The organism is Miltoncostaea oceani (genome assembly GCF_018141545.1).
GTDB lineage: Bacteria > Actinomycetota > Thermoleophilia > Miltoncostaeales > Miltoncostaeaceae > Miltoncostaea > Miltoncostaea oceani.
The window spans coordinates 156,775-182,309 of record NZ_CP064356.1 but is presented as its reverse complement, the minus strand read 5'-3'; the positions used below and the strand labels follow the sequence as shown (position 1 = coordinate 182,309).

The following is a 25,535-nucleotide window of genomic DNA, read 5'->3' as shown; positions in this document are numbered from 1 at the left end:
GTCATGTCCCGTTCGGCGCACCCCGCAGCTCCACCTTCCCGACACCCGCCCAGAAACCGCCCTGTCCGTCGTCGGCGAGGCGCGTGATCCACAGCAGGTACGCCTGCGACGGCGCCGACGACGCGAGGTCGATGACCTGCTCCCCGCCGGTCGTCTCCCCCTCGGCGAGCACCTCCCGCTCGGTGCCGACGAGCTCGCCGAGCACCTGGAAGCGCACACCGGGGGTCGGCGACACGAGGACCATCTGCGTCGCCGTCGCCGGCTCGGTGAGGCGCAGGATCAGCCCGACGCCGTCCTTCAGGCCCCCGAACTCGGCGGAGTCGCGGTACTGCTCGGTGAACCACGCCGTCTCGGGGTCGGGGTCGATCGCGAGTCCCCGGTCGTTGGGGTTCTCGGTCCCGTCGCCCTGGGGGTCGTAGTCGCGCACCGCCGAGAGCGTGAGGGGGACGGAGGTCGGCGGGTCGACGCCCCCGCCGCCGCCGGGCTCCAGCACGAACCACGCCGCCGCCGCGCCGCCCGCGATCACCAGCAGCACCGCCAGCACGGCGAGCAGCCGCCGGCCGCGGCGCCGGCGGGGCCGGCGGGCGGTGTCGTCGTCGTGGTCGTCACCGCCGCGGGCGGCGCCGCGGCGCCCCGGGAGCGGCGTCGTGACGGCCGGCATGACGGCGGTGCCGGGGTCGCGGTCCTGCAGGGCGGCGACGAACCGCGCGGCGTCGGGGTACCGCTCGGCGGGTTCCTTCGCGGCGGCCCGCATCGCGCAGGCGGCGAGCCAGTCCGGCACCGCGGGGCGCACGAGGCGCGGGTCGGGGAGGGGCTCGGAGCAGTGCTTCATCGCGACGGCGACGAACCCCTCCCCGGTGAACGGCAGGGCGCCGGTGAGGCACTCGTAGAGCAGGATCCCGAGCGAGTAGACGTCGGTGCGGGCGTCGACGGGGCGGCCGTCGGCCTGCTCGGGCGACAGGTAGTCGGCGCTCCCGAGGAGCATGTCGGTGCGGGTGAGGGCCTCGCCCTCGTCGGCCTCCATGAGGCGCGCGATGCCGAAGTCGGCGAGCTTCACCTCGCCGTCGGCCGTCAGCAGCACGTTCTGGGCCTTGATGTCGCGGTGCACGACGCCCTGCCCGTGGGCGTAGGCGAGGGCCCGGCCGACCTGGCCGCAGATGCGGGCGGCCTCCTCGGGGTCGAGGGCGCCCTCGCGGCGGACCCGCGTCTTCAGGTTCTCGCCCTCGACGAGCTCCATCACGAGGTACGGGCCGTCGCGGTCCTCCCCGCGGTCGAGGAGGTGGACGAGGTTGGGGTGCGAGAGGCGGGCGACGAGGACGGCCTCGCGACGGAAGCGCTCGGCGTGCTCCTCGTCGGCGAGGAGGCCCGCGTGCAGGCGCTTGATCGCGACCCGACGCCCCAGCAGCGTGTCGGTCGCGCTCCAGACCGCCGCCATGCCTCCGCGGCCGATCAGCTGGTCGAGGCGGTACCGCTCCCCGAGGAGGGTGTCCGTCACGACCGTTCCCCCGCGGGCGTGTCCACCGATCGAGGATACCGCCGCATCGGCGGCGGCGGATCCGCCGGGGTGGACCGGGGTACACTCCTCCCGTGCCGGCGCCGCAGACCGTCCTGATCGTGGAGGACGACGAGGCCATCGCCGATTCGATCGCGTACGCGCTCGGACGCGCCGGTTTCCGCACGCTGACGGCGGGTGACGGGGGTCAGGGGCTCCGGCTCTTCCGCCAGCAGCGGCCCGACCTGGTGATCCTCGACCTGATGCTGCCGCAGATGGACGGGTGGCGGGTCACGGAGGAGCTGCGCCGCGAGGACCCGCGCGTCCCGGTGATCGTGTGCAGCGCCCGCACCAGCGAGTTCGACCGCGTCCACGGCCTGGAGATGGGCGCCGACGACTACGTGACGAAGCCCTTCTCCATGAAGGAGCTCCTCGCCCGCGTGAACGCGCACCTGCGCCGGGTCGAGTCGCACCGCCAGGCCGACGGGGAGGGCGCGATCGACGTCGGCGGCCTCGTCATCGACCCCGACCAGGTGCAGGCGTTCGTCGACGGCCGCGCCGTCGGCCTCACCCCCCGCGAGTTCGAGGTGCTGCTCGCCCTCGCCCGCGCGGAGGGGCGCCCGATGGCCCGGGAGCGCGTGTACCGCGACGTCTGGGGCTACGAGATGATGCGCGGCGACCGCTCGGTGGACGTCTTCGTGCGCAAGGTCCGCCAGAAGCTCGCCGCCGCCCGGCCGGACATGACCTACGTGCAGACCCACTACGGCGTCGGCTACCGCTTCGAGGCGGTCCCCGCGGGCGAGGGCGCCCCCGCCGACTGACGCCGCGCGGGCCTGCTTGAAGGGGCCCGGTGCCGCGGCTACCCTTCCAAGGCTCGAATCCCGGGGGGATGCCCGAGCGGTCAAAGGGAGCGGTCTGTAAAACCGCCGGCTACGCCTACGGAGGTTCGAACCCTCCTCCCCCCACTGCCGTGTCCGCCGCCGTCCCGGCGCGGACCGCCGTCACGCGGGGGCGGCGCCCAGCTCGGTGCGCGCCGCCGCGGCCAGGGCGTCGCGCGCGACGCCCATCCCCGCGAGGGCCCGGGCGGCGGTGCCGTGCTCCATGCCCGCCACCGCCAGCAGGACGTGGGCGCCGCGGAGCCGCGAGGGACGCTCGGAGCGGGCGAGGCGGACGGCCTCCTGGAACGCGGCGCGGCAGGAGGCGTCGGTGCGCAGCGGCCCGGAGCGCACCGGCTCGGGGGGGACCGCCGGGACCGGCGCCGCCGCGACGGAGATGCCGACGGCCCGGAGCGCCGCGGCGTGCTGGGCGGCGATCGCGTCGGCGAACGCGTCGGGGTCGGCGCCGACCCGGGCGAACGCGGCCCGCGCGGTGCCGTCGGGCAGCTCCAGCGCGGAGAGGACGAGGTGCTCGGCCCCCGGCAGGTCGTCGCCGAGCCGGCGCGCCTGGGCCTCGGCGCCCGTCAGGAGCCGGTCGATGGTGCGCACCTCGCGCACGGGGTTGGGCAGCCTCACGTCGTCCTCCGTCCTCGTCACCGGTGCCGGCGGGCGTGGCGCTTGTGGGCCGCCTGGCGCGTCACGCCGAGCGCCTCCGCGACCTGCGCCCACGACCACCCCTGGGCGACGGCGCGTTCGACCGCCGCGAACTCGAGCCGGTCGGCCGTCCGCCGCAGCGCGACCACGGCCGCGAGCGCGGCGGCGGGGTCGTCGGGCGACGGGAGCGGGATCGGCGGCTCGGACATGCGTCAACCGTAGTTGACGACTTCCCGGTGTGTCAACCGAGGTTGACACCGCTGCGGGCTGACCCGGGTCGCGGGCTCCGCTAGAGTCCCCCGGGCACGCGGCGGCGCCGCGGCGACCCCGCCCAGTTAGCTCAGCTGGTAGAGCACTTCCATGGTAAGGAAGGGGTCAGCGGTTCGAATCCGCTACTGGGCTCTCCCCCTCACCCCTGTCGACGGGGAACCCGGCCCGGGATAGGGTCGGCCGCAGATGCCGGGGCACGAGCACGAGGAGCTCACCGAGCGCACGCCGCAGGGGCCGGCCGCCCCGGCCGGCGGGTCGCCGGCGCCCCTGCTCGGCATCGTGTCGGCGGTCGGCAACCGCTCCCTCGCCCGCGCCGTCGCCGGGGGCCTGGCCCCGCCGGCGATGGTCGTCCCCGGCGGGCGCCTCGTCGTGGCCCGGGCGCCCACCGTTACACCCGCGCCCGCGGCGGTCGCCCGCGACGACCGCGAGCTGACGGAGAACGACAAGACCCGCCTGCGGACCCTCGTCGTCGGCCGCCTCAACGCCGCGGTGCCGCAGCTGCAGGACCCCAAGAAGGCGGACCTCCCCCGCATCGCACGGCACCTGAAGCCGGTGGAGGGTGTCCTCAACAGCTTCGCGGCGGGGGGTGAGGCGCAGGCGACGCTGGCCTCCGTCGCCGACGCGGTCCGCGCCCACACCCTCGCGATCGCGTCGTCGGCGGGCACCGTGAAGGCCGCGGTCGGTCGCGCGCGGAACCGGTGGCAGGCCGCCCAGCGGGCGCTCGGCGCCGCCCGGAGCCAGATCCAGGGCGAGCTGGTGCGCCGCCAACGCCAGGACGCGAAGGCGAAGGCCGGTGAACCCCCGGCGGAGGACGACCGCGAGCAGCTGATCCAGGACGCCGCCCACCTGAAGGCCGTCCAGGCCCAGGCGGGCAACGCCGTCACGGACCTCGCGGAGGCGCCCCGCAACGAGGAGGGCCTCGCCGCGATGCTCGAGCTGAACATCGCGGTGGCGGATGAGATGGACGCGATGGGCACCCTCGCCTTCGCGCCGGCCCAGACGGAGCTCGACCGCGCGAAGCAGGCGTTCAGGGACGGCGTCTCGGCGCTCGCGCCGTTCGCGATGTCCCGCACGGACTTCCTGCGGGAGATGCGCCAGGGACTGCAGCGCGCCGCGAACCGGATCGCCGCGCTCGTCGGCGACGCCGAGGGCGAGGTCGAGGCCGACCCCGACACGGAGCCCGCCCCGGCGCCGCCGCCGGACGACCTCGGTCCGGCGCCCTCGCCGAACCCCCTCCCGCCGCCTCCCCCGCCGCCTCCCGGGACCACCCCGTGATCGCGGGGCGCCGGACCGGCTAGGATGTCCGCCGCGCCATCGCGGCGGAGTAGCTCAGCTGGTTAGAGCAGCGGAATCATAATCCGCGTGTCGGGGGTTCGAGTCCCTCCTCCGCTACCTGCCGGACCCGCCGGGTCGCGTCCGGCTCCCCCGCGGGGGGAGCCCCGCCCGGGGGGCCGGTTAGCATCGGGGGGGCAGCCGCGGCGGACCGCCGCCCGACCGGGGTGCGCGGCGCGCTGCTCGTCGGTCAAGTTGTTGCCGCAACGACCGCCTCTGCAGCGCAGAGCGCCGAAACCCCCCCGCTCTCGGGCAGGCGAGGGCGGCGCTTCCGGACCAAGGCGCCCGGGGTCAACGCGAGGGTCAACACGCGACGGACGAAGCGCGGCGGGCCGCTGGATGCTCTACTGCGCGGAGCCGTCAGCCGCGTCGCCCGGTTCGACCCCGTTCGGCTGGACGCGAGCGGCGAACATGGTGTTCAGTTCATCGTCGAACTGGCGGAAGTCGATTAGGCGAGCCTCGGGCGGCCATGCCGCGTGCGGCAACGTGGGTCCATGTATCGGCTGGAACCCATCGAGCATCCGACCGAGTCGTACGAGTTCTAGTGAGGCCTCCGAGAGCCTCACCGCGACCACGAAGCCCAGGTGTCCTACCTTCAGCCCGGCGTAGACGGCCGAGTGTCCCTGCTCAAAGGTGATCAGGCGCCTCCGGAACCAGTACGCGGGTTCCATGTCGCTAAGGGCCGCCCACCAGACGAGCGCGTCGTCCGATGGTGCTCTCTCCCGGAAGAACCGCTCGCGTACGCCCTGCGGGACGACGGAAGTGGGGACACAAAGGTCCACCATCATCACGGTCTTCACAGCCCAGGAAGCCGCGTAGCGCTGTGCCCGTGGAGTGGCCGCAATTGGCCGGTCCGTAGACGCGTCCATCATCTGGCCGAGATTGCGCTGCGCCCACTCCTCCAAGTCGTTGAGCACGCTCCGGCACTCGTCACACAGGGTCCGCGTAACGACGCTGAGCTTGGCATCCTCGCGCTGTCCATCCGGGGCGTTGTTGCCCTCTCCCAGACGGACAGTCCACGGCCCATCACCCGGGATACGCCCAGCGGTCCACGTGGGAAGCGCGTGCTCGCGGGTTAGGGGTTTGGTGTCGTCGCCGCACATGGAACACGGCCGTCGGGACGCACCTGCCTCACTTACCGCCATCGGCGGCACCGTACACGCCCTTGCCCGACTGGCCCCACACAATGGCCCGGCAGGGACGCCGGGATCGAGAGAACCCGCATCGCCGCGAGATCCGGGATGAGGCGTAGAGGCCTCGAATACCGCGGCGCGCGACCGGCAGCGAACCCGCCGTAACAGGATCAAGACCCGGAACTTATCGCCGCCCTTGCAGCACAGCCGGTCCTCAACGGTTAGTAGTGTTCGGCAGCGCAAAGGTCCTTGGCGACTCACCCAAACTGCGCTGGCAAGGGCGTCACCGTCCGGCAGATCACGCGGGAGCACGCTTACGTACAAGCGCTTGGGTGAAACCCGGATCGTGGTGACCGAGCGAGCGCGCGACCGTCGCGACGTCCAGCCCGCTCAGGAATCAGCGCGAACCTGCGGATGGCGGAGGGCATGAAGCTGGCCCACGGCACGCTCGCGCGCTCAGCTGCCGCGCCCCTCGAGCAGCAGCGAATCGCCTACGCGAGGCCGTCGGTAGTCTTGTTGCGCATGAGCCCTGCAATCGCAGCACTAGTCGGCGCTGGAATATCGGCGGTGGTGGCCATTCTCGTCGTCGGCCTCCAGCACGTCTCCCACCGCAGGCAGGAGCGCGAGCGCGCTACGTCGGAGCGACTGGCGGCGCTTTCGGGAACAGCGTGGTCGATCACAGTTGCCATCGGACGGCTTGCGCGAGCCGATTCGGCCGACAAGCCAACCCTCGCGGATGAAGTCGACCTCTTCGCGGAACCCTTCAATATGGCTCTCGCTCGCATCGAGCTGCTCGACAACGAGAGAGTCGTGCGCGCCGCTTTCGCACTCGACAAGAGCCTCATAGAACTCCGCGACCAAGCGCGCGAACGAGTGTGGAGCAACCCTGAATGGCGCGCGAGTCGCCACGGTGTGTCCGATGCCGTCGTTCGGTTTCTCCGGGAAGCGCGGGCCGAAGTGGGTTCGCCCCCGATTGAGTTCGACTTCCTTCAATAGGGGGCCGACAAGGGCGGGGGGGTCACGCAGCGCTTGATTCGCGCCGGGTCGCGTCCGGCTCCCCCGCGGGGGGAGCCCCGCCCGGGGGCCGGTTAGCATCGGGGACGGCAGCCGCGGCGGACCGCCGCGACGCCGCCACCCCGACCCCGGTGACAGCCGCACCAGCCCGACACCTGCTGAGGTCCTCGGCGTCCCCGCGGCCGCCGGACCGGCGGCCGCGCGACCGGCCGCCACGCGCGGTGGGCTCCGCGCCCCGCGGCCGGGGCACGGCCGGCGGCGGACCACCACGGGGGACGCCCTGGACCCCGCTGGCGATGAGGATCCCCGACCTCGTCGTCCTGCTGCTCATCCTCGCCTCGCTCGGCGCGCTCGCGGTCATCTCGCTCACGCTCGCCGACGTGCTCTGGGGCTGGGGGATCCTGCTCTTCTACACGCTCCCCGCACTCGCGGTCCTCGCCTGGGCGTGGCGCGAGTCGTCGCCCGCGACGTGGCGCACCACGTGGCGCCGGGTCACCGGCCGCGGCCCGCCGCCCGCCGCGCCACCCCCACGCCCCGTCCCCACGGCGGGCGCGCCCGCCGTCCTCAGCGGCACGATCCACGCCTGGCTCCTGCTGATGCGCGCCGGCCTCGCCGCGTGGCGCTCGCCGCGTGGGCGCATCGTGGTGAACGTCGGGTTCGGGCTCACCGCCGTCGGGACCTCCGTCCTCCTCGTCCGGCACTTCGCCACCGTCGGGTGGCCGCTCGCCGGAGCCGACCTGCCCCTCGTCGGCGCCGCCGGCGGCCTCCTCCTCGGCACCCACGTCCTCAAGGCCATCGGCTGGAGGCAGCTCTTCCGCCGCCACGAGCGGCCGCGGTCGCTCATGCTCGCGACGTCCAGCGGCGCCGCGTCCCTCGCCGGCGTCGCGCTCCCCGGCCGCTTCGAGGACGTCGTCCGCGTCACCGTCGTCCGGCGCCTCCCCGGCCGGCGCCCCGGCGTCGGCACCATCGTGCTCACGCTCTTCCTGCTCGGGCTCCTCGACGCCGCGGCGCTCGCGCCGTTCGCCGCCGCGACCGCCGCCACGTCGGACTCCGCCACGGGCGTGCGGATCGTCCTCGTCGTCGTCGCGTCGGCGGGGGTCGGCGCCGCCCTGCTCTTCGCCACCCTCACCCGCATGGTGGCCGGCGGGGCGCCGGCCCACCACCGGCTCACGCGCTGGCTCCGCCACCACGCGCCCGCCTCGGCGCGCGACGCGTGGCGTGCCGCGGTCATCGTCGCGACCGGCGTGCTCGTGCGGCTGCTCGCGCTCGTCGTCCTCCTCGCCGCCCTCGGCGTCGGCACCTCCATCGACCTGGCCGTGACGTTCCTCGTGGGGGGAGCCGTCTCCGCGGTCCTGCCGATCGGCCCGACGGGCGCGGCGACGCAGGCCGGGGGCGGCGCCGCGGCGCTCGCCGCCAGCGGCATCGGCACCGACCAGGCCGTCGCGTTCGCGATCGTCGCCCAGGGGCTGTCCGTCCTCGCCGGCGGCGCGATCGTCCTGTTCGCCATCGCCCTCCACCTCGGCCGGAGGCTGCGGACCACGCCGGTGGCCTAGCGGACGGGACGCCCCCCTTCACACGGCGGCCCGCCACCACGTACCGTCGCCGTGTCCCGGCCGACGGCGCCGGATCCGGACCGACCGAGGGAGCCGAGATGGCGAAGGGTGGCGGGTACTCCAGCGTGTGGGGGGGCTGGGTCGTGTTCGCGTCGATCATGTTGATGCTGATCGGCGTCCTCACGGCGATGCAGGGGCTGGCCGCGCTCCTCGACGACGAGTACTACCTCGTCGCCGAACGCGAGCTGCTGGTCCTCGACTTCACCGCGTGGGGCTGGATCATGCTGATCATCGGCTCCGCGATGGCCCTCACCGGCGCCGGCCTCTTCCGCGGCAGCCCGTGGGCGCGGTGGGCGGCCCTCGCCGTCGTCGGCGTCAACGCCATCGCCCAGGTCGCGTTCCTCTCCGCGTTCCCCGTCTGGACCGTGCTCGTCGTCGCCCTCGACGTCGTCGTCATCTTCGCCCTCACCGCGCGCTGGGACGAGGCGACGCGGGACCTCGAGATGCGGTAGCGCCGACCCGCTACGGCCCGGCGTGCGACGACGGCGCGCCGGGCCCCACGGCCTCGACGTCGTAGCGGGCGAAGACCCGCCGGAACGCCTCCGGGTCGGGCGGCCCGTCCGGCGGCATCGCGGCGGCGAGGTCGCGGAGGTAGCCCTCCCAGCCGCCGGGGGAGTTCAGGTTCAGCACCCGCACCGGCGCGTCACCCGGGTTCGAGAACGTGTGGGGGACGCCCGGCGGCACCAGCGCGTACCCGCCGGGCGGCAGGTCCGCCTCGTGGCCGCCCGCGACGACGCGCAGGGTGCCCTCCAGCACGAAGAACGAGTCGGTCATGTGCCGGTGCAGGTGCAGCGGCGGCCCCGGGAAGCCCGCGGCGATCGTCACCTCCGACATCGAGAAGGCGCCACCGGTCGACGCGGCGACCGCCTTCATCACGCTCGCGGCGCCGCCCACCGCGATGCGCTCGCCCTCCCCGGGCATCAGGATCACGAGGGCGTCCGGCACGGTGCGGGCTCCTGGGGACGGGGACGGGTGCGCGAGCGTCTCAGGCCGCCACCCGGCCGGTCAACGCGGCGGGGGCGCGCGACCGGTCCGCCCCCTAGCCTGCCCGCATGGCCGCGCCGCTGCTCGACTCCTTCGGCCCCGAGGTGCCGCGCCGCATCGCCACGATGGTCGCCGCCGTCGACCCGGCGTTCGACGCGGAGGCGTTCACCGCGGCGGCGCTCGACGGCCACGAGCCCCTCGCCCTCATGGACCGGGGACGCCACTGGGGCGCCGCGCTCCGCGCGCACCTGCCCACCGACGACGCCGACGCCCTCGCGGTGCTGACCGCGTCGCTCGGTCCGGTGCGCCCCCCCGACGCACCCGGCGAGGGGATGGCGGCGTTCCTCTACCTGCCGCACTCGTTCGTCATCGGCGACCACGGCCTCGGCTGCTTGGAGGGAGCGATGGACGCCCAGCACGCCCTCACGCAGCGCTTCACCGCCGAGTTCTGCATCCGCCCGTTCCTCGAGCGCCACCGCGACGCGACCCTCCGCCGGCTCGCGGAGTGGGTCACCGACCCGAGCGCCCACGTGCGGCGCCTCGTCAGCGAGGGCACCCGGCCCCGGTTGCCGTGGGCGTCACGGCTCCGCGACTTCCAGCGCGACCCCGCGCCGGTGCTCGACCTGATCGTCCGCCTCCGCGACGACCCCAGCCCCTACGTGCGCCGGTCCGTCGCCAACAACCTCAACGACATCGGCAAGGACCACCCCGACGTCCTCGTCGCGACCGCCCGGGAGTGGGTGGACGGCGCCCCCCCGGAGCGGCGACGGCTGCTGCGCCACGCGCTCCGCGGACGGATCGCGGCCGGCGACCCCGACGCGCTCGCCGTGCTCGGCCACGCGCCCGACACCCCCGTCCGCGCACGGATCACGTCCATCGACCCGGCCGCGCCACGCATCGGCGACTCCCTGCGCGTCGTGGTGGAGGTCGCCAACCCCGGCGACGCCCCCGCCGACTACGCCCTCCGGCTCCGCGTGCGGTTCGCCCGGCCCGCCGGCCGGACCGGCGTCCGCGTGTTCACCCTCGGGGAGCGGACCGTCCCGCCCGGCGGGACCGTCGAGGTCGCCACCCGCGTCTCGCTCCGCCAGCACACCACCCGCACCCACCACCCCGGCGCCCACGGGCTCGAGGTCCTCGTCAACGGCACCGTGCGCGCCGAGGGGGGATTCGACCTGCTGCCCTAGGCGGCGTCCTGGATGCGGTACCAGAGGACCCCGGCGCCGTCGACCTTCAGGCGCAGTCGCTCACGCCGGGCCAGGGTGCGCAGCGCCCGGTCGATCGCGGCCTGGGGGGCGCGGACGCCGAAGTGGCGCTCCAGGTCCATGCCGAGGTGCCGTGCCGCCGACCACCCCGACCGGTCCGGCCGGATCCGCCGCGCCATGCAGTCCTCGAGGATCGCGATGAGGCGCCCCGGCTGGTTCAGGGTGAACGCCGTCTCGATCGCCTCGCGTCCCGCCGCCGTGCCCATCTCCACCCCCATCGATCGGCCTCTCCATGAGGTTTGTCGGCCGGGGGTGTGGTGACTATTACGGAGTCGCTCAGGTCAGGAAACCGGGGGGGCGACCGCCCCCGCGCGCACGGGCCTCGTCGCGGAGCCACGTCCGGAGGGGGTCGAGCGGCATCGCCCGGGCCCACAACCACCCCTGCCCGAGGCCGCAGCGCACCTCCCGCACCAGCGCCAGCTGCTCGTCGCTCTCGACGCCCTCCGCGACGACCCCGAGCCCCAGTCCCCGCGCCAGCTCGACGATGGCGCGCAGGAACGACGCCGCCTCCGGCGACCCGGCGTCGGCCAGGAACACGCGGTCGATCTTCAGCAGGTCCACCGGGAGCCGCCGGAGCTGGCCGAGCGACGAGTACCCGGAGCCGAAGTCGTCGACCGCAACCCGCACGCCGATGCGGCGCAGGGCCCGCAGCAGCGAGATGCCCGCCGGCGTGTCCCCCGCGATCGCCGTCTCGGTGATCTCCAGGACCAGGGCCTCCGGCGGGACGCCCGCCTGACGGAGCGCGCTGCGCACCTGGTCGGCGAGCTCGTGGTGGCGCAGCTGGCGTGGGGACAGGTTCACCGTCACCGACAGGTCGGACCGCGCCCCCGGCTCGGCGCGCAGGACCGCGAGGTCGGCGCACGCGCGGCGCAGCACCCACGCCCCGATCTGCTCGATCAGGCCGGACTGCTCCGCGAGGGGCACGAAGTCGGCGGGGCCGAGCACCCCGAGCTCCGGGTGGCGCCAGCGCGCGAGGGCCTCGACGGCGACGACCTCGCCGGTGGTCACGTCGAGGATCGGCTGGTAGTGGAGCTCGATCTCCTCCTGCTCGAGGGCCCGGCGGAGGCTGGTGCCGAGCTCGAGGCGGGCGACCGCCGCGCTCCGCATCTCCGGCACGAAGATCTCGAACGCGCGCTTGCCGCGGGCCTTCGCCGCGTACATCGCGGCGTCGGCGTCGCGCAGCAGGGCGTCGGCGCCGGCGTCGATGCCCGCCGACGACGCGATGCCGATCGTCGCCGAGACGAACACCTCGCGGTCGTCGAGCAGGAACGGCTCCCGGAACGCGTCGATCACGCGCGACGCCACGCGGGCGGCGGTCGCCGCGTCGGCGTCCTCCAGCAGCACCGCGAACTCGTCGCCGCCGAGGCGCGCGGGCGTGTCGGCGGGGCGCAGCACCCGCCGCACGCGGTCCGCGGCATCGGTCAGCAGCCGGTCGCCCGCCGCGTGGCCGAGGCTGTCGTTGACGTTCTTGAAGTCGTCGAGGTCGAGCAGCAGGACGCTCACCGGGTTGCCGCTGCGCGCCGCGCGCTTCAGGGCGAGGTCGATGCGGTCGCGCACCAGGGCCCGGTTCGGCAGCCCCGTCAACGGGTCGTGGAACGCCTGGTGCTCGAGCTGGGCGGTGGTCGCCGCGTTCTCGAGCGCCGCCCCCGCGAGGGCGGCGACGTACTCGGCGAGGCGCACCTCCTCCGGTCCGAAGAGGCCGGCGACGCCGTCGTGCCGGACGCTCAGCTCGGCGGCGGGGCTGCCGTCCGCGAGGATCGTGACCCGCAGGCGCGACCCGCCGCCGGGGGGCGTGTCCACCTGCGGGACGCGGGTCGACAGCCGGCGCTCCAGCGCCGTCGCCTCCTCCGGGTCGTCCTCCGCCGCGGCGCGCAGCGCGGCGACGTCGGTGACGGCGACCCGCTCGGGACGCAGCAGCGCGGAGGCCGCCTCGCGCACGGCGTCGTAGACGGCGCCGGCGTCGAGCGCCGACGCGATCCGCCGGCCGTTCGAGAGCACGGCGTCGAAGCGGTCCGCCAGCGACAACGCCGCCGGGGCGCGCGGGTCGAGGGCGCTCTCACCGAGAAGCCCGCGCAGCGCGTCCTCGGCGCGGCGCATGTCGTCCTGGGCGTCCTCCCGGCCGTGCTCCAGCGCGAGGCGCGCCTGGGCCCGGCGGGTCAGCGCCAGCTCGTACGCGGCGCCCTGGCGCTCCGCCTCGGCGGCGCTCCGCTCCAGGAGCCCCTCGGCGCGCGCGCCGGAGCCCGTGAGCGCGAGGATCAGCGCCTGCTCGCGCAGCGCGTGCGGCAGGTTGTTGCGGTAGGCCCGCGCCCACCACATGGCGCGGCGCGCGGCCCGGCGGGCGCGGCGCGCCACCACCAGCCGGCGCGACCGCGACAGGGCCGGCGCCTCCTCCAGCCGCATCCGGAGCGCCGTCGCCAGCCACGCCGCGACCGGGGCGACGTACTCCTGCCGGAAGCCCCGCCGCTCGATCGTCCGGAGCTGGCCGTGGAGCATCCGGGCGGCGGGACCCGGCCGGCCGGCGCGCATCAGGCGGATCGCCTCCGCCATCACCAGCTCCGCGCGGGTGTGGATGTCGTCCTCGCCGCGGGCGAGCTCGGCGGCGATCAGCGCCGCGGGCACGGCCCCGCGGGTCGCCTTCGCCCAGATCCCGAGGGAGATGCCCGCCGCCTGCGCGTCGCCGATCTCGCGGCCCTGGCGGTGGACCTCCTGGGCGCGACGGGCGGCCTCGGGCAGGTTGCCGAGGCGGTAGTCGCACATCGCGACGTGCCAGCTCGCGGTGTTCATCTCCCACCGGTCGCCGGTGCGCTCCAGCAGCCGGACGGCCTCCTCGCAGCGCTCGATGCACTCCCGGTAGCGGGACGCCCCGTAGAGCGCCACCCCGAAGAAGTGCAGCGACTGCCCCTGGCCCCAGACGTCGCCCATCTCCCGGCGCATGGCGAGGCTCCGCTCGGCGTAGCGGATCGCCCGGCCGAACCACGGCAGCACGGTCATCACCGGCGCGTGCTCCGAGTAGGCCTGCGCCAGCTCCGGCGTCGGGCCGTACCGCTCCGCGAGGTTCATGCCCCGCAGGTGCGCCCAGAGCGTCGGGACGGCCCCGCGCCCGAACCAGTAGGGGTAGGCGACGCGGCTGTAGAGCCGGATCGCGAGCATCTCGGGCGCGTCGGGGTCGGGGACGGGGCGGCGGCCGAGCCGCACCGGCGCCACGGTGTGCACGGCCTGCACCGCCACCTCGCGCAGGGCCCGCAGCGCGAGCGCCGGCGTGGAGCCCGGGACGTGGTGGCCGAGGAGGCGCAGCGCGCGCTCGTAGGCCGCGCACGCGGTCTCGATGTCCCCCCGCTTGAAGGCGAGCTCCCCGAGCCGCCCGTCGATCGCGGCGCGCGAGGGCGCGTCACCCGCCATGTCCCGCGCGCGCTCCAGGTGCGCCTGGGCCTCCTCGTACCGGCCGGCGAGCATCAGCACCTCGCCGAGGCCGCCGGCGATGACCCGGCGCGCGTCCTCGTCGAGCGCGTCGCCCGCCGCCTCCGCGATGCGGTAGTGGCGCTCCGCCGCGCCGAGGGCGTGGCGCTCGCGTGCGACGGCGGCGGCCCGCAGGGCGTGCGGCAACGCCCGCCGGTGCTCCCCGCCCGCGGAGTAGTGGTAGGCGAGCTCGAACGACATGCCGTCGTCGCGGCCCTCGATGAGGCGGGCGGCGGCGCGGTGCAACGCGGCGACCTCGTGGTCGGGCGCGCGGGTCAGGAGCGCCTCCCGCAGCTTGTCGTGGACGAACGTGACCCGTTCGTCGGCGGGGGCGGCCCAGACGATGTGGCGGCGCCGGGCCTCGGCGAGCGCCTCGACGGCGTCCCCCGGGTCCTGGTCCGCGAGCTCGGCGGCGAGCAGCGGGTCGAAGTCCTTGCCGAGCACGGCGCCGGCGGTGAGCAGGCCGAGCGTCGGCGGCGGCAGCAGGTCCATGCGCCGCACCAGCAGGTCGGCGGCCTCGCTCGACGAGCTGACGTCCTCCAGCGCCCCGGCGGCGATCCGCCAGCCCTCGCTGTGCCGCTCGATCGCGGCGCTCTCCACGAGGCCGCGCAGCGCGGCCGTCGCCATGAACGGGTTGCCGCCGGAGAGGCGTCCGATCGCGGCGAGGGCCGCCGGGGGCAGGGCGCCCGCCATCGTCGTCGCGAGGCTGCCGATCTCCTCGCGGCCGAGGGGGGCGAGGACCAGGTGGTCGCGGGGACCGATCGCGCGGAGGGCGTGCTCCGGCCCGACCTCCTCGGTGCGGAACGCGGCGACCACCAGCACGGGGGCGGGGTCGTCCTCGCGGCCGCGGTGCCACTCGACGAGCAGCCGCAGCGACAGGTCGTCGGCCCACTGGGCGTCGTCGAGGATCACGATCGCGGGCCGGTCCGGCGACCCGACCGCGTCGAGCAGGCCCGACATCGCGCGCAGGCTGCGGGCCTCGGCGTGCTGCTCGGGGCCGAGGCCGTGGTCGTCGAGCGCGCCGACGAGCGGCGAGAGCTGGGGCATCGCCGCGCGCGCGGCCCGGGCGTCGTCGCCGAGGCGCTCCCGCAGGACGGCGCTCAGCTCCGGCTCCCCCCCGGCGGCGCGCACGACCTCGCGCACCACCCCGTCGATGAGCTGGAAGGGCCGGGCCGCGGCCTGGTCGACGCCACCGCCGCGCAGCACCCACGCCCCGGTCTCGGCGCCGTGGCGCGCGAGCTCGTCGAGCAGGCGGGTCTTGCCGCCGCCGGACGGGGCCTCGAGCAGCACCAGGCCGCCGCGGCCCTCGCGGGCGTCCTCGACGTGCGCGCGCAGCGCACCGAGCTCGATGCGGCGGCCGACGAAGGCGGGCTCGGTGAGCGTGCTGCGCGTGTCGTGGGCGCCGACGACGACCTCCGGGTCCTCCTCGCCGCGCGCCAGCCCGCGGGCGATCGCCGCCAGGTCCGCCGCGGCGGCGCGTGCCGACTGGTAGCGGTCGCGCGGGTCGCGCCGCAGCAGCCGGGCGAGCACCTCCTCCAGGCCGCGCGGCGCGTGCGGGACGAGGGTCCGCAGCGACGGGGGCGTCGCCGTCAGGGTCTCGCGCAGCAGCGCCGCCGCCGTCGCCGCCGTGAACGGCGGGCGCCCCGCCACGAGCGTGTAGACCAGGGCCCCCGCGGAGTAGATGTCGGAGCGCTCGTCCACGCCGCCCGGCAGCACCCCGGACGCCTCGGGGGCGAGGTGCTCGACCTCCTCGGCGGGGACGTCGACGATCGGCCCGAGCAGCGCCGCGTCGGGCGCGAGGCCCGCGGCGGTGAGCACGGCGCGCATCGCGTCGCCCTCGCCGCACAGGGTGACCGCGGAGGTGGTGACGTCGCGGTGCAGCACCCCGCGCAGGTGCAGCTCGGCCAGGGCGGTGAGCACGTCGGCTCCGATGCCGAGGGCCTCGGGCAGCGGCAGCCGCTCCCCGCGGCGCTCACGGAGGCCCCGGCCCGGCGGGAGCGCGGTGACGAGGTGGATCGCGCCGGCCTCGCGCCCGACCCCGAGGACGGGGGCGATCGTGGCGGGGGGCGTCGCGCCGACGGCCGTGCGGGCGTGCTCGAGCCGCATCACCGTGCCCGGCGAGACGGCGTGCTCGGGGGCGCTCTCGATGACGACGGGGGCGCCGGTCCGGAGGTCGGTCCCGGCCGCATGGGTGCGCCCGGCGACGGCCCGAAGCACCGCGTCGACCCGGAAGCGCCCGTCGAGGACGCTGGCGTCCGGTGGCGGTGTCGTCACAGGGATGAATAAACCCGATCGGGGCCAGTCTGAAAAGTCACGCGGGGGAGGATCGGCACATCCGGCGTGGAACCGGAGGGCATGGCCGCGATCCGCATCACCTCCGGGCCCCTGCGCGGGGTCGAGCTCGAGACCGGCGTGCAGGGACGCGTGCGCCGCATGCGCCTCCTCGCCCGCGCGTGGCGCCGCCGCTCGGCGACGCCGCCCATCACCCGCCTCGAGGTCCCGCCCCGCCCCTGAGCCCCCCGCCGGACCCGCGGCGTCGGGTCAGGCGGTCTCGAGCGGCGCCACCACCAGGATCGGCCCCTCGGGGGTCGTGCGGCTCGTGCGCGGCTGCGCCGTCACGGCGAGGGCGTCCGCCCCGCGCAGACCGGTCGCGACGCGCTGGGCGTCCGACGGACCCGTGGACTGGAACAGGCCGGCGGAGCGCGGCGGGCTGCCGTCGCGCAACACCCACAGCTGGTAGGCCTCGTCCTCGTCGAGGGCGGGGAGGCGGCTGAGCCGCACGACCGCGGTGTCCTCGTCGCGCACGTAGACCACGTCGCCGGTGATGCCGGGGGCGTCCTCGGTGCCCCGGACCTCGATCGCCGTGACGGCGTCGTCCCCGTCGCCGCCGGTCTGCAGCGCGATGTTCCAGCCGACGAGCAGGGCGGCGACGGCCGCGACGACGGCGAGGACGGGACGCAGGCCCGGCGCGGGCAGCCACGAGCGGCGGCGGCGCCGCTCCGGCTCCGGGGCGGCCGCGGGCTGCGGGGCGCGGTCCGGGGCCTCGGCGCGGACCACGTCCATGATCGCCATCTTCAGCTCGGGACGGGGGGTGTGCTGGGGGACGGCCACGGCGAGCACGTCGGCACTCGCGCGCAGCGACGTGAGCTCCTCGCGACACACCGCGCACTCCCCCGCGTGCGCCTCGACGCGCGCGATCTCCGCCGGGTCCGCGGCACCCAGCGCGACGGGCGCGATCAGGTCGCGGAGGGCATCGTGCTCACGGGTCATGCCGACACCTCCTCGCTGGCGCCGAGACCGCGTCGCAGGCGCTCCAGGCCCAGGCGCATCCGGCTCTTGACGGTCCCGAGAGGCAGGTCCAGCATCTCCGAGATCTCGTGGTGGGTGAAGCCCCCGTAGTACGCGAGCTTCAGGACCTCGTGCTGCTCCGGCGGCAGCGTCGCCATCTCCTCGCGGACGGTGCCGGCGAGGGCGCGGCCGATGCCGAGGGCCGCCGCGTCGGGCTCGTCGGGACGGCGGAGCTCCACCTGCTCGAGCGCGTCCTGGCGCCGCGACATGGCGCCGAGGGTGCGGAGGCGGTCGATGCCGCGGTTGTGCAGGATCGACAGCAGCCAGTTGCGGACGCTGCCGCGGGACGCCGCGTACCCGCCGGCGCCGCGCCAGACGGCGAGGAAGGCGTCCTGCACCAGGTCCTCGGCGGCCTGACGGTCGCCGAGGAGCCGGAACGCGAGGGAGAACGCCACCCGGGAGTGGCGGTCGTACACCACCTCGAAGGCCTCGGCGTCACCCCGCTCCACGAGCGTGAGCAGGTCCTCGTCGGCCATGCGGCCGAGCTCCGAGGATGGGGTTTCGGGTGGCATCAGTCCATGCTACGGCCCCGGCGGCCGCCTGGATCACCACCCGGAGGCTCAGAGTCGCCAGGGGCGTCCCGCGACGGCGGCGACGACGTCGTCCTCGCTGACCGGGCGGCGGTAGCGGCGGCCCGCGCCGACGGGGGCGACGCCGAGGTGGCGGTCGATCATGGACGCCGGCATCCCCTCCTCCGCGAGCTCGGCGGCGTTGGCGTAGCGCAACGCGAGGGGGTGGACCCGCTTGCGGATCCCCGCCCGGCGCGCGAGCCGGGGCAGCAGCTCGCGGACGTAGGCGGCCTTGATCGGCTCCCCCGCGAGCGTGCAGAACAGCGGCCGGTCGTCGTCGATGCCGCGTTCGGTGCGACGCGCCTGCCACGCGGCGATCAGACCGCGGGTGGTCAGGTCGAGCCCGGCCGTGCGGGGCCGGCCCCCCTTGCGGGCGGGGACGGCGACGGTGCCCGCGGCCAGGTCGACGTCCCCGGGGAGCAGCGCGAGGGCCTCGCCGGGCCGCAGCCCCGACCGGTACATCACCGCCACGAGCGCCCGGTTGCGCAGGCCCGTCGGGGCCCGCGAGGAGGACGCGTGCACCAGCGCCGCCGCCTCGTCGGGCGTCAGCAGATCGTCGCTCATGGGCTCGGCGGCGTCGGCGCCGGTGATCGGCGACGGCAGGGGCGGGCGCGGACTGTCCTCGGAGAGCACCTGGTGGATATCCCTTCGTGGGATCGGTGGGTGGCGTACCTGAAGGTTTTTGTAGGTTGGTGCTTTCTAAGCGAGGGACGCCTACGCTGTCAACCGCTGGTTTTCGCGGATCGCGAGACGGTGCCGCGCGACCCCGGGTCGACCCCGTCCGCGGCAGGGGGGTAGCCTGCGTCTGTCTCGGGTGGGTGGTCGTCCGCAAGGGCGCTTCGAGGGAAGCCGGTGCGAATCCGGCGCGGTCCCGCCACTGTCACCGGGAGCGGCGCGGCTGGGCGGAAAGCCAGCCACTGGGGGCGACCCCGGGAAGGCGCGGCGCCGCTGCGAACGGAAGCCAGGAGACCTGCCTCCGCCCGAGCACCGACACCGCTTTCGAGGAACGGAGCCGTTGGTGCGAGGACGTTGGGGGGCTGTCGCGGCCCTGCTCACGGCGACCCTGGCGGTCGCCGCGCTCGCCCTCGGCTGCGAACGCCGCAGCCAGGACGCCCCGGCCGCGTCGGCGCCGGCGGCCGCCCTGACCGCCACCGCGGGCTACGGGGCCGAGGTGCTCCTCGACACCCGCGTCGCCCCCGGCGACTCGCTGATGCGCGCGCTCCGGGGCGCGACGGACGTCGACACCGCCTACGGGGGCGGCTTCGTCGCGGGGATGCTCGGCCGCCGCAGCGACGCCGCCGCGACGCTCGACTGGTTCTTCTTCGTCGACGGGGTGTCGTCGCCGGTGGGTGCGAAGGACGTGCGCCTGCGCGACGGCGACGTCGTGTGGTGGGACCACCGCGACTGGGGCGCGCTCATCGACACACCCGCCGTCGTCGGCGCGTGGCCGCGGCCCCTCACCCGGGTCGCGGGACGCACGCCGCCGGTGCACGCCGACCCGCCGCTGCGCGACGCCCTCGCGGCCGCCGGGGCCGACGTGGTCGACGGCGACACCCCGTGGCGTGCCGTGGTCGGCGCCAGCGACGACCTCGCCGCCCGGGAGCCGGCCTGGGCCCGCGCCCTGGACGACCCCGAGGGCGCGGGGCTGACCGTCGCGATCGAGGACGGGCGCGTCACCGCGCTCGCGGCGGACGGCGGCCCGCGGGAGCCCGTCCCCGGGGCACGCGCGCTGGTCGCGGCGATCCCGACCGGCACGGACCCCGCCGACGGGGTCACCGTCGTCGTGGCCGGCCTCGACGCGGCGGCCGCGCGGGCCGCCGCGGACACCGTCGCCGCCGACCCCGCCGTGCTGCTCCACCGCTACGCCGTCGCCTTCGACGGCACGGGCCGCCCCCTGCGGGCCGGCGGGCGGGCCGGCCCGTGAGGCGGGCGCCCGGCCCGCTCGTGGTCCTCGGCGCCGCCGCCGGGGTGATCGCCTTCGCCGACGACAACCCCCTGGTGCTGGCGGCCGTCGCGGCCGGCGCGCTCGTGCTCGCCGCCGCGGCGCCCGTGCGCCCGAACCGGCTGTTCCTGCTCGGGGGCCTCGTCAGCGGCCTCGGCCTCGCCCTGATGAACCCGTTCGTCTCGGCCGAGGGCGACCTGATCGTCTGGCAGGGCCCCGAGGTCGCGCTCATCGACCTCGAGGTGACCGTCGAGGAGATCGTCGCCGGCCTCGCCATCGGCCTGCGGCTGTTCGCGGTGGCGGTGCTGGTCGGGGCCGTGCTCGCCCACATCGACCCCGACCGCCTCCAGGCCCAGGTCGCCCGCGTCGCCCCCCGCTCCGCGCTCGTCTGCGCCCTCGCGGCCCGGCTGATGCCGACGCTGGAGCGCGACGCCCGGGCGATCTCGGAGGCGGCGCGCCTGCGCGGCGTCGCCCTCGCCGAGGGGCGGTGGACGACGCGCGCGCGCCGCGCCGCGCCCCTCGCCCTGCCGCTGCTGGCGTCGAGCATGGAGCGCGGCCTCGACGTCGCCGAGGCGATGACCGCCCGCGGCTACGGGGCGGGGGGGCGGACCCGGCTCGCCGAGCCGCCGTGGGGCGCCGCCGAGCGCGCGGTCGCCGGGATCGGGGCGGCCCTCGCCGTTCTCGCCGCCGCCGCGATCACCCTCGACCTCGGCGCGTACACCTTCTACCCGACCCTGACCTCCCCGCTGACCGCCGGCGCCGCCGCCCTCGCGGCGGGCGCGCTCGGGGGGATGGCGGCCGCCGCGTGGGTGCTGCGCCGGTGACGCTCGTCCGCGTCCGCGACCTCGGCTTCACCTACGGCGGCGCGGCCGCGCCCGCGCTCGACGGCGTCGACCTCGACGTCGCGGCGGGCGAGGTGCTGGTGCTGGAGGGGCCCTCCGGGGAGGGCAAGTCCACGCTGCTGCGGGCGATGTGCGGCCTGGTCCCCCACTTCCACGGCGGCCGCGTGTCCGGCCGGGTCGAGGTGGCGGGGCACGACACGCTGCGCACCGACCCGGCCCGCATCTGCCGGATCGCCGGGATGGTCTTCCAGGACCCCGAGGGCCAGGCGGTGCTCGGCGCCGTCGACCGCGACGTCGCGTTCGGGCTGGAGTGCGCCGGGCTCGCGCCGGAGGCGATCCCGGCCCGGGTGCGGACGGCGCTCGCCATGGCGGGGGCCGGGCACCTCGCGGGCCGGGCGATCGGCGAGCTCTCGGGCGGGGAGCGCCAGCGGGTCGCCCTCGCGGCCGTGCTCGCCCCCGGCCCGCGGCTGCTGCTGCTGGACGAGCCGACGTCCCAGCTCGACGACGACGCCGCGCGGGACCTGATGCGGACCCTGCGGCGACTCGCCGACGAGGCCGGCGCGGCCGTCGTCGTGGCCGAGCACCGCGCCGACCGGGCGCGCGACATCGCCGACCGGGTCCTCGCGGTCCGCCGCGGCCGCATCGCGGACGCCGGCCCGGCGGCGCCCCCGGCCCCCGCCGCCGGCACGCCGCGCCCGCCGGGGGACGTGCGCGCGCGCCTCGTGGACGTCGTGGCCGGCCACCCCGGCCGTCCCGTCCTCGCGGGGGTCGGCCTGGAGCTGCGGGCCGGCGAGGTGACGGTGGTCCGCGGCCCGAACGGGTGCGGCAAGTCGACGCTGATGCGGGTCCTCGCGGGCCTGCACGCGCCGGGGGCCGGCCGGGTCGAGCTGGAGGGCCGCGACGTCACGGCGCGGGGACCGGAGGGGCGGTTCCCCGGCATCGGCCTCGTCGGCCAGGACCCGGGGCGGCACCTCCTGACCGAGCGGGTCGACGACGAGGTCGGCCTCGCGCTGCGCGCCCTCGGGGTGCCCGCCGCCGAGCGGGACGCGCGCGTGGCGGAGGCGCTGCGCGACATGGACCTCGGTTCCCTCGCCGCCCGCCACCCCCTCGACCTGTCGGTGGGGCAGCGGGAGCGCGTCGCCCTCGCCGCGGTGCTCGTCGCGCGCCCCGGCGTGATCGCCCTCGACGAGCCCACCCGCGGGATGGACCCGGCGGGCCGCGCGGCGCTCGCGGAGCTGCTGCGCGCCCGGGCGGCCGACGGGGCGGCCGTGCTGGTCGCGACCCACGACGGCGGGTTCGCCCGGGCCGTCGGCGACCGCTCTCTGGCGCTCGCGGACGGCGCACTGCACGCCGACGTGCCGGCGGGTGTCGCGTGAACGCCGGCCTCAGCGCCCTGCTCGTCGTCGTCCTGATCCTCGCCCTCGGCCTCGTGGCCGTCGAGCGGGGACGGGGCGGGGCGAAGGAGATGGCGCTCGTCGCGACGCTCGGCGCCGCGGCCGCGGCGGGCCGGGTGCTGTTCGCGCCGATCCCGTCCGTGCAGCCCGTCACGGTGATGTGCCTGGTGACGGGGGCGGCGCTCGGGCCGCGCGCGGGCCTCGCCGTCGGCCCGATCGCCGGGCTCGTCTCGAACAGCTTCCTCGGCCAGGGGCCGTGGACGCCCCCGCAGATGGCGTTGTGGGCGGGGGCCGGGCTGACGGGCGCGCTGCTGCGGACCGTCTGCCGCCGGGCCGTCGGGCTGGCGGCGGTGGCGTTCGCGTGGGGCGTGCTGTTCGGCTGGGCGATGAACCTCTGGTACCTCGCCACGTTCGGTCCGGAGGTCAGCGCGGCGAGCATGGTGCTCGCCGGGGCGCGCAGCCTGCCGTTCGACCTGGCGCACGCCACCGGCAACGCCGTGATCGCGGTGGTCGCCGGGCCGGCCCTCCTGCGCCTGCTGGGCCGGTACGCGGTCCGCATCCGGACCGAGGTGGTCAGCCCGTCGCCAGCTCCCGCGCACGTGCGCGCAGGTCCGCCTCCGCCCGCTCCGCCCGCTCCCGTGCGGCCGCGCTGACGCGCCGGCCGTCGACGATCTCCGCCCGGCAGGCGGCGATCATCGCGGCGACCTCGCCGGGCGCGGACGAGCCGGTCTGGAGCCGGGCGCGTGCGCACAGGGCGGGGTCGAGCGCGTCGGCGAGCGCCTGCGCGCCGATCGCGACGGGGTGCCCGACGCTCGCCTCGGCGGCGGCCGACAGGCGGGCCGGCGTCAGCTCCGACGGGGGCAGCCCCGCATCGACGAGGTCGCGGACGGCGCGGCCGACGACGTGGTGCGCCGTGCGGTAGTCGAGGCCGGCCTCGACGGCGAGGACGTCGGCCACGTCGGCGGCGGCCGTGAAGCCCTCGCGCGCGGCGCGCTCCCACCGGGCGGGGTGCACCTCCATCCCCGCCACGACCTCGGCGAGGAGCCGCGTCACCGCCACCGACTCGTCGAGGAGCCGCGGGACGCTGCCGTTGAGCAGGTGGAAGTGGTCGGTGCGCGCCGACCCGGTGTGCAGGGCCACGAGGGCCGCCGTCAGGTCGCCCGCCGCGATGCCCGCCTGCGTCCGGACCACCGCGAGCGCGTAGGGGTTGCGCTTCTGCGGCATCAGGGCGCTCGCGCGGCTGTGCCGGTCGGCGAGCTGGAGCGCCGCGAACTCCTGGCTCGCGAGGATCTCGAGGTCCTGCCCGAGCTGGGAGCCGTGCGTCGCGGCGGTGGCGACCGCGCCGATCAGCTCGACGTAGCCGTCCCACTGCCACATCGCGTCCTTGGCGTGGGTCATCAGCGACGCGTGCCCGAGCAGCTCCGCGAGCCGGTCGCGGTCGAGGGGCCAGCGCGACCCGGCGCTGCCGCCGACCCCGGCGACGCTCGCGTCGAGCCACCCGTGGACGTGCGCGAGCCGCCCGGCGTCGCGCAGCGCCGGGTAGGCGTACGCCAGCAGCAGGTGCCCGATCGTCGTCGGCTGCGCCGGCTGGAGGTAGGTGTAGTCGGCGGCGAGGTCGTCGCGGTGCCGGTCGGCGAGTCCGACGAGCGCGGCGGCCAGGTCGAGCTCGGCGTCGCGCAGGTCGAGCGCGCCGGCGCGGGCGGCGAGGCGCAGCGCGACCCGGAAGGCCTCGCGGCGCGGGCGGCCCGCGCTCAGCCAGCCCGCCGCGGCGGCGCCGACCCGCGCCTTGAGCTGGTGCTCGCGGGAGTTGAAGGCGTCCCCGAGCTCCGGGTCCCACGGGAAGGCGGCCGGGTCGATCGCGTCGAGCTCCAGCAGGCCCGCCAGCAGCCCGCGCGCGTCGTCGCCGGTGACGGCGCCGCCCTCCACGAGCGCGACGGCGTGGGCGATGTCGGCGAGCGACAGCCACCGGCCGAGGCGCGGACCGTGGGACGTCTCGTGCGCGTACCCGGCCCGTACGAGCTCGGGCGCCGGGCCCCCGGTGAGGCGCCCGCCGGCGCCGAGGTAGTCGCTTCCGCTCACGGCGCAGAAGCCTAGTGGCGACGGGCGCCGGGGGTGGGCCGCCGACGCGCCCGCGCGCGGGCGGCGGTGGACGGGTTGACAACCCGTTCGTTCGGAAGCATGCTACCGGCGCTTATCGAACAGATAAGCGTGCCCTATGAGACAGGCACCGCCCTCCCCCGCGGCCACGGGGGAGGGCGACTCACCCCGTGGCCTCTGTCCAGACCAAGGAGCGTTGCGTGATCGTACGACACAGATTCCGGTGGCTCGCCCCCCTCGCGATCGCGGCGATGTCCCTCGCCGTCGTCGCCGGCTGCGGCGGCGACGACGACGCCTCCGCCGGGACCGACGGTGGTGGCGGCGACGCGAAGCTGACGATCGCCGGCTACTCGGTCGCCCGCGAGGTGTACGCCGACCTGATCCCGGCCTTCCAGGCCACCCCCGAGGGCGAGGGCGTCACGTTCGAGGAGTCCTACGGGGCCTCCGGTGAGCAGAGCCGGGCCGTCGCGGCCGGACTCGACGCCGACTACGTCGCCTTCTCGCTCGAGCCCGACATCACCCGCCTGGTGGACGCCGGCCTGGTGGACGCCGACTGGAACGCCGGCCCCGAGCGCGGGATGGTCAGCGACTCGATCGTCGTGTTCATCACCCGCAAGGGCAACCCGAAGGGCATCAGGACCTGGGACGACCTGACGAAGGACGGCGTCGAGGTCATCACGCCGAACCCGTTCACGTCGGGCGCCGCGCAGTGGAACATCATCGCCGGCTACCAGGCGCAGATCGAGCAGGGCAGGACGCCCGACGAGGCGCTCCAGTACGTGGACGACCTGTTCCGCAACGTCCCCGTGCAGCCGGCGTCGGGCCGCGAGGCCCTGCAGGTGTTCGACTCCGGCCAGGGTGACGTCCTCCTCTCCTACGAGAACGAGGCCCCCGCCGCCCAGGAGGCCGGTCAGGACGTGGACTTCGTGATCCCCGACCAGACCCTGCTGATCGAGAACCCCGGCGCCGTGGTCAACACGTCCGGGAACATCGAGGCCGCGCAGGCCTTCGTGGACTTCCTGCACACCGAGCCCGCCCAGAAGATCTTCGGCGAGCACGGGTACCGCCCGACCCTCGAGTCGGCGGCGGCGGAGTTCGACTTCCCGACCCCGAAGGCCCTCGCCACGATCGACGGCGACCTCGGCGGCTGGACGAAGGTCCGCGCGGAGTTCTTCGACCCGGAGGACGGGTCGATCACGAAGATCTTCCAGGGCCAGGGTATTGCCACCGAGTAGCTCCCTCACCGCGCGCATCCCGC

General features: G+C 76.2%; 23 protein-coding genes, 3 tRNA genes and 1 riboswitch. Of the genes, 15 read left to right on the top strand and 11 right to left on the bottom strand.

Annotation, left to right across the window (positions count from 1 at the left end; all coding sequences use genetic code 11):
* Position 1: 1 nt before the first annotated feature.
* The gene (locus IU369_RS00875) at positions 2–1,495 is read right to left on the bottom strand and encodes a protein kinase domain-containing protein (protein WP_217922674.1); all 1,494 of its coding nucleotides are present in this window, start codon (positions 1,493–1,495) and stop codon (positions 2–4) included.
* A 92-nt stretch (positions 1,496–1,587) separates the two neighbouring features.
* Between IU369_RS00875 and IU369_RS00870 the strand changes: the two genes are divergently transcribed.
* The gene (locus IU369_RS00870; protein ID WP_217922673.1) at positions 1,588–2,313 is read left to right on the top strand and encodes a response regulator transcription factor; all 726 of its coding nucleotides are present in this window, start codon (positions 1,588–1,590) and stop codon (positions 2,311–2,313) included.
* 62 nt (positions 2,314–2,375) lie between these two features.
* Positions 2,376–2,457, top strand: a tRNA-Tyr gene (locus IU369_RS00865).
* Positions 2,458–2,493: 36 nt separating this feature from the next.
* Here IU369_RS00865 and IU369_RS00860 read toward each other — a convergent pair.
* Positions 2,494–3,003 carry a Clp protease N-terminal domain-containing protein gene (locus tag IU369_RS00860; RefSeq protein ID WP_217922672.1) on the bottom strand — a complete coding sequence of 170 codons (510 nt, stop codon included), beginning with the start codon at positions 3,001–3,003 and terminating at the stop codon, positions 2,494–2,496.
* A 17-nt stretch (positions 3,004–3,020) separates the two neighbouring features.
* Positions 3,021–3,230, bottom strand: a complete 210-nt coding sequence (locus IU369_RS00855; protein WP_217922671.1) for a hypothetical protein — start codon at positions 3,228–3,230, stop codon at positions 3,021–3,023.
* Between the two features lie 120 nt (positions 3,231–3,350).
* Between IU369_RS00855 and IU369_RS00850 the strand changes: the two genes are divergently transcribed.
* The 3 genes from IU369_RS00850 (at position 3,351) to IU369_RS00840 (ending at position 4,683) form a co-directional block, all read left to right on the top strand.
* A tRNA-Thr gene (locus IU369_RS00850) sits at positions 3,351–3,423 on the top strand.
* A gap of 54 nt (positions 3,424–3,477) precedes the next feature.
* The gene (locus IU369_RS00845) at positions 3,478–4,566 is read left to right on the top strand and encodes a hypothetical protein (protein ID WP_217922670.1); all 1,089 of its coding nucleotides are present in this window, start codon (positions 3,478–3,480) and stop codon (positions 4,564–4,566) included.
* Between the two features lie 43 nt (positions 4,567–4,609).
* Positions 4,610–4,683 (top strand) — tRNA-Met (locus tag IU369_RS00840).
* Positions 4,684–4,967: 284 nt separating this feature from the next.
* Here the strand turns inward: IU369_RS00840 and IU369_RS00835 are convergent.
* Complete coding sequence (locus tag IU369_RS00835; protein WP_217922669.1) at positions 4,968–5,726, bottom strand: hypothetical protein; 759 nt, start codon at positions 5,724–5,726, stop codon at positions 4,968–4,970.
* Between the two features lie 456 nt (positions 5,727–6,182).
* Here IU369_RS00835 and IU369_RS00830 point away from each other — a divergent pair, with 456 nt between their 5' ends.
* The 3 genes from IU369_RS00830 (at position 6,183) to IU369_RS00820 (ending at position 8,835) form a co-directional block, all read left to right on the top strand.
* Positions 6,183–6,752 carry a hypothetical protein gene (locus IU369_RS00830; RefSeq protein ID WP_217922668.1) on the top strand — a complete coding sequence of 190 codons (570 nt, stop codon included), beginning with the start codon at positions 6,183–6,185 and terminating at the stop codon, positions 6,750–6,752.
* A 314-nt stretch (positions 6,753–7,066) separates the two neighbouring features.
* A complete protein-coding gene (locus IU369_RS00825) occupies positions 7,067–8,323 on the top strand; it encodes a lysylphosphatidylglycerol synthase domain-containing protein (protein ID WP_217922667.1) in 1,257 nt (418 codons plus the stop codon).
* A 98-nt stretch (positions 8,324–8,421) separates the two neighbouring features.
* Entirely contained in the window at positions 8,422–8,835 is a 414-nt protein-coding gene (locus IU369_RS00820; RefSeq protein ID WP_217922666.1) for a DUF7144 family membrane protein, read from the top strand.
* A 10-nt stretch (positions 8,836–8,845) separates the two neighbouring features.
* Here IU369_RS00820 and IU369_RS00815 read toward each other — a convergent pair whose 3' ends face one another.
* Entirely contained in the window at positions 8,846–9,328 is a 483-nt protein-coding gene (locus IU369_RS00815) for a cupin domain-containing protein (protein ID WP_217922665.1), read from the bottom strand.
* Positions 9,329–9,435: 107 nt separating this feature from the next.
* On the opposite strand from IU369_RS00815, the gene IU369_RS00810 reads away from it, so the two are divergent.
* Complete coding sequence (locus IU369_RS00810) at positions 9,436–10,551, top strand: DNA alkylation repair protein (RefSeq protein WP_217922664.1); 1,116 nt, start codon at positions 9,436–9,438, stop codon at positions 10,549–10,551.
* On the opposite strand, the gene IU369_RS00805 is transcribed toward IU369_RS00810, so the two are convergent.
* Both IU369_RS00805 and IU369_RS00800 read right to left on the bottom strand, forming a co-directional pair.
* Entirely contained in the window at positions 10,548–10,847 is a 300-nt protein-coding gene (locus IU369_RS00805) for a hypothetical protein (protein ID WP_217922663.1), read from the bottom strand. The two genes, IU369_RS00810 and IU369_RS00805, sit on opposite strands and share 4 nt — an antisense overlap.
* Positions 10,848–10,905: 58 nt before the next feature.
* Positions 10,906–16,359, bottom strand: a complete 5,454-nt coding sequence (locus IU369_RS00800) for an EAL domain-containing protein (RefSeq protein ID WP_217922662.1) — start codon at positions 16,357–16,359, stop codon at positions 10,906–10,908.
* 66 nt (positions 16,360–16,425) lie between these two features.
* On the opposite strand from IU369_RS00800, the gene IU369_RS00795 reads away from it, so the two are divergent.
* Positions 16,426–16,599 carry a hypothetical protein gene (locus IU369_RS00795; RefSeq protein ID WP_217922661.1) on the top strand — a complete coding sequence of 58 codons (174 nt, stop codon included), beginning with the start codon at positions 16,426–16,428 and terminating at the stop codon, positions 16,597–16,599.
* 27 nt (positions 16,600–16,626) lie between these two features.
* On the opposite strand, the gene IU369_RS00790 is transcribed toward IU369_RS00795, so the two are convergent.
* The 3 genes from IU369_RS00790 to IU369_RS00780 are packed head-to-tail and all read right to left on the bottom strand — an operon-like array spanning position 16,627 to position 18,635.
* Positions 16,627–17,355: an anti-sigma factor gene (locus tag IU369_RS00790; protein WP_217922660.1), complete on the bottom strand. Its 729-nt coding sequence runs from the start codon at positions 17,353–17,355 to the stop codon at positions 16,627–16,629.
* Positions 17,352–17,945 carry an RNA polymerase sigma factor gene (locus IU369_RS00785; protein ID WP_217922659.1) on the bottom strand — a complete coding sequence of 198 codons (594 nt, stop codon included), beginning with the start codon at positions 17,943–17,945 and terminating at the stop codon, positions 17,352–17,354. The genes IU369_RS00790 and IU369_RS00785 overlap by 4 nt, the downstream gene beginning before the upstream one ends.
* Before the next feature lie 48 nt (positions 17,946–17,993).
* On the bottom strand, positions 17,994–18,635 hold the full coding sequence (locus IU369_RS00780; RefSeq protein WP_217922658.1) for a tyrosine-type recombinase/integrase: 642 nt from the start codon (positions 18,633–18,635) through the stop codon (positions 17,994–17,996).
* A gap of 168 nt (positions 18,636–18,803) precedes the next feature.
* Positions 18,804–18,994: riboswitch (cobalamin riboswitch) on the top strand.
* A gap of 26 nt (positions 18,995–19,020) precedes the next feature.
* Here IU369_RS00780 and IU369_RS00775 point away from each other — a divergent pair.
* The 4 genes from IU369_RS00775 to IU369_RS00760 are packed head-to-tail and all read left to right on the top strand — an operon-like array spanning position 19,021 to position 22,833.
* Positions 19,021–19,926, top strand: coding sequence for a DUF4430 domain-containing protein (locus IU369_RS00775; protein ID WP_246551578.1), 906 nt, complete (start codon positions 19,021–19,023; stop codon positions 19,924–19,926).
* Positions 19,923–20,768, top strand: coding sequence for an energy-coupling factor transporter transmembrane component T family protein (locus IU369_RS00770; protein ID WP_217922656.1), 846 nt, complete (start codon positions 19,923–19,925; stop codon positions 20,766–20,768). Before IU369_RS00775 ends, IU369_RS00770 begins: the two co-directional genes overlap by 4 nt.
* Positions 20,765–22,162 carry an ABC transporter ATP-binding protein gene (locus IU369_RS00765; protein WP_217922655.1) on the top strand — a complete coding sequence of 466 codons (1,398 nt, stop codon included), beginning with the start codon at positions 20,765–20,767 and terminating at the stop codon, positions 22,160–22,162. The genes IU369_RS00770 and IU369_RS00765 overlap by 4 nt, the downstream gene beginning before the upstream one ends.
* Positions 22,159–22,833, top strand: a complete 675-nt coding sequence (locus tag IU369_RS00760) for a hypothetical protein (RefSeq protein ID WP_217922654.1) — start codon at positions 22,159–22,161, stop codon at positions 22,831–22,833. Before IU369_RS00765 ends, IU369_RS00760 begins: the two co-directional genes overlap by 4 nt.
* On the opposite strand, the gene IU369_RS00755 is transcribed toward IU369_RS00760, so the two are convergent.
* Positions 22,754–24,259, bottom strand: a complete 1,506-nt coding sequence (locus IU369_RS00755; protein WP_217922653.1) for a lyase family protein — start codon at positions 24,257–24,259, stop codon at positions 22,754–22,756. The genes IU369_RS00760 and IU369_RS00755 overlap by 80 nt on opposite strands.
* Positions 24,260–24,477: 218 nt before the next feature.
* Between IU369_RS00755 and IU369_RS00750 the strand changes: the two genes are divergently transcribed.
* On the top strand, positions 24,478–25,512 hold the full coding sequence (locus IU369_RS00750) for a sulfate ABC transporter substrate-binding protein (protein WP_217922652.1): 1,035 nt from the start codon (positions 24,478–24,480) through the stop codon (positions 25,510–25,512).
* The last annotated feature ends 23 nt before the right edge of the window (positions 25,513–25,535 follow it).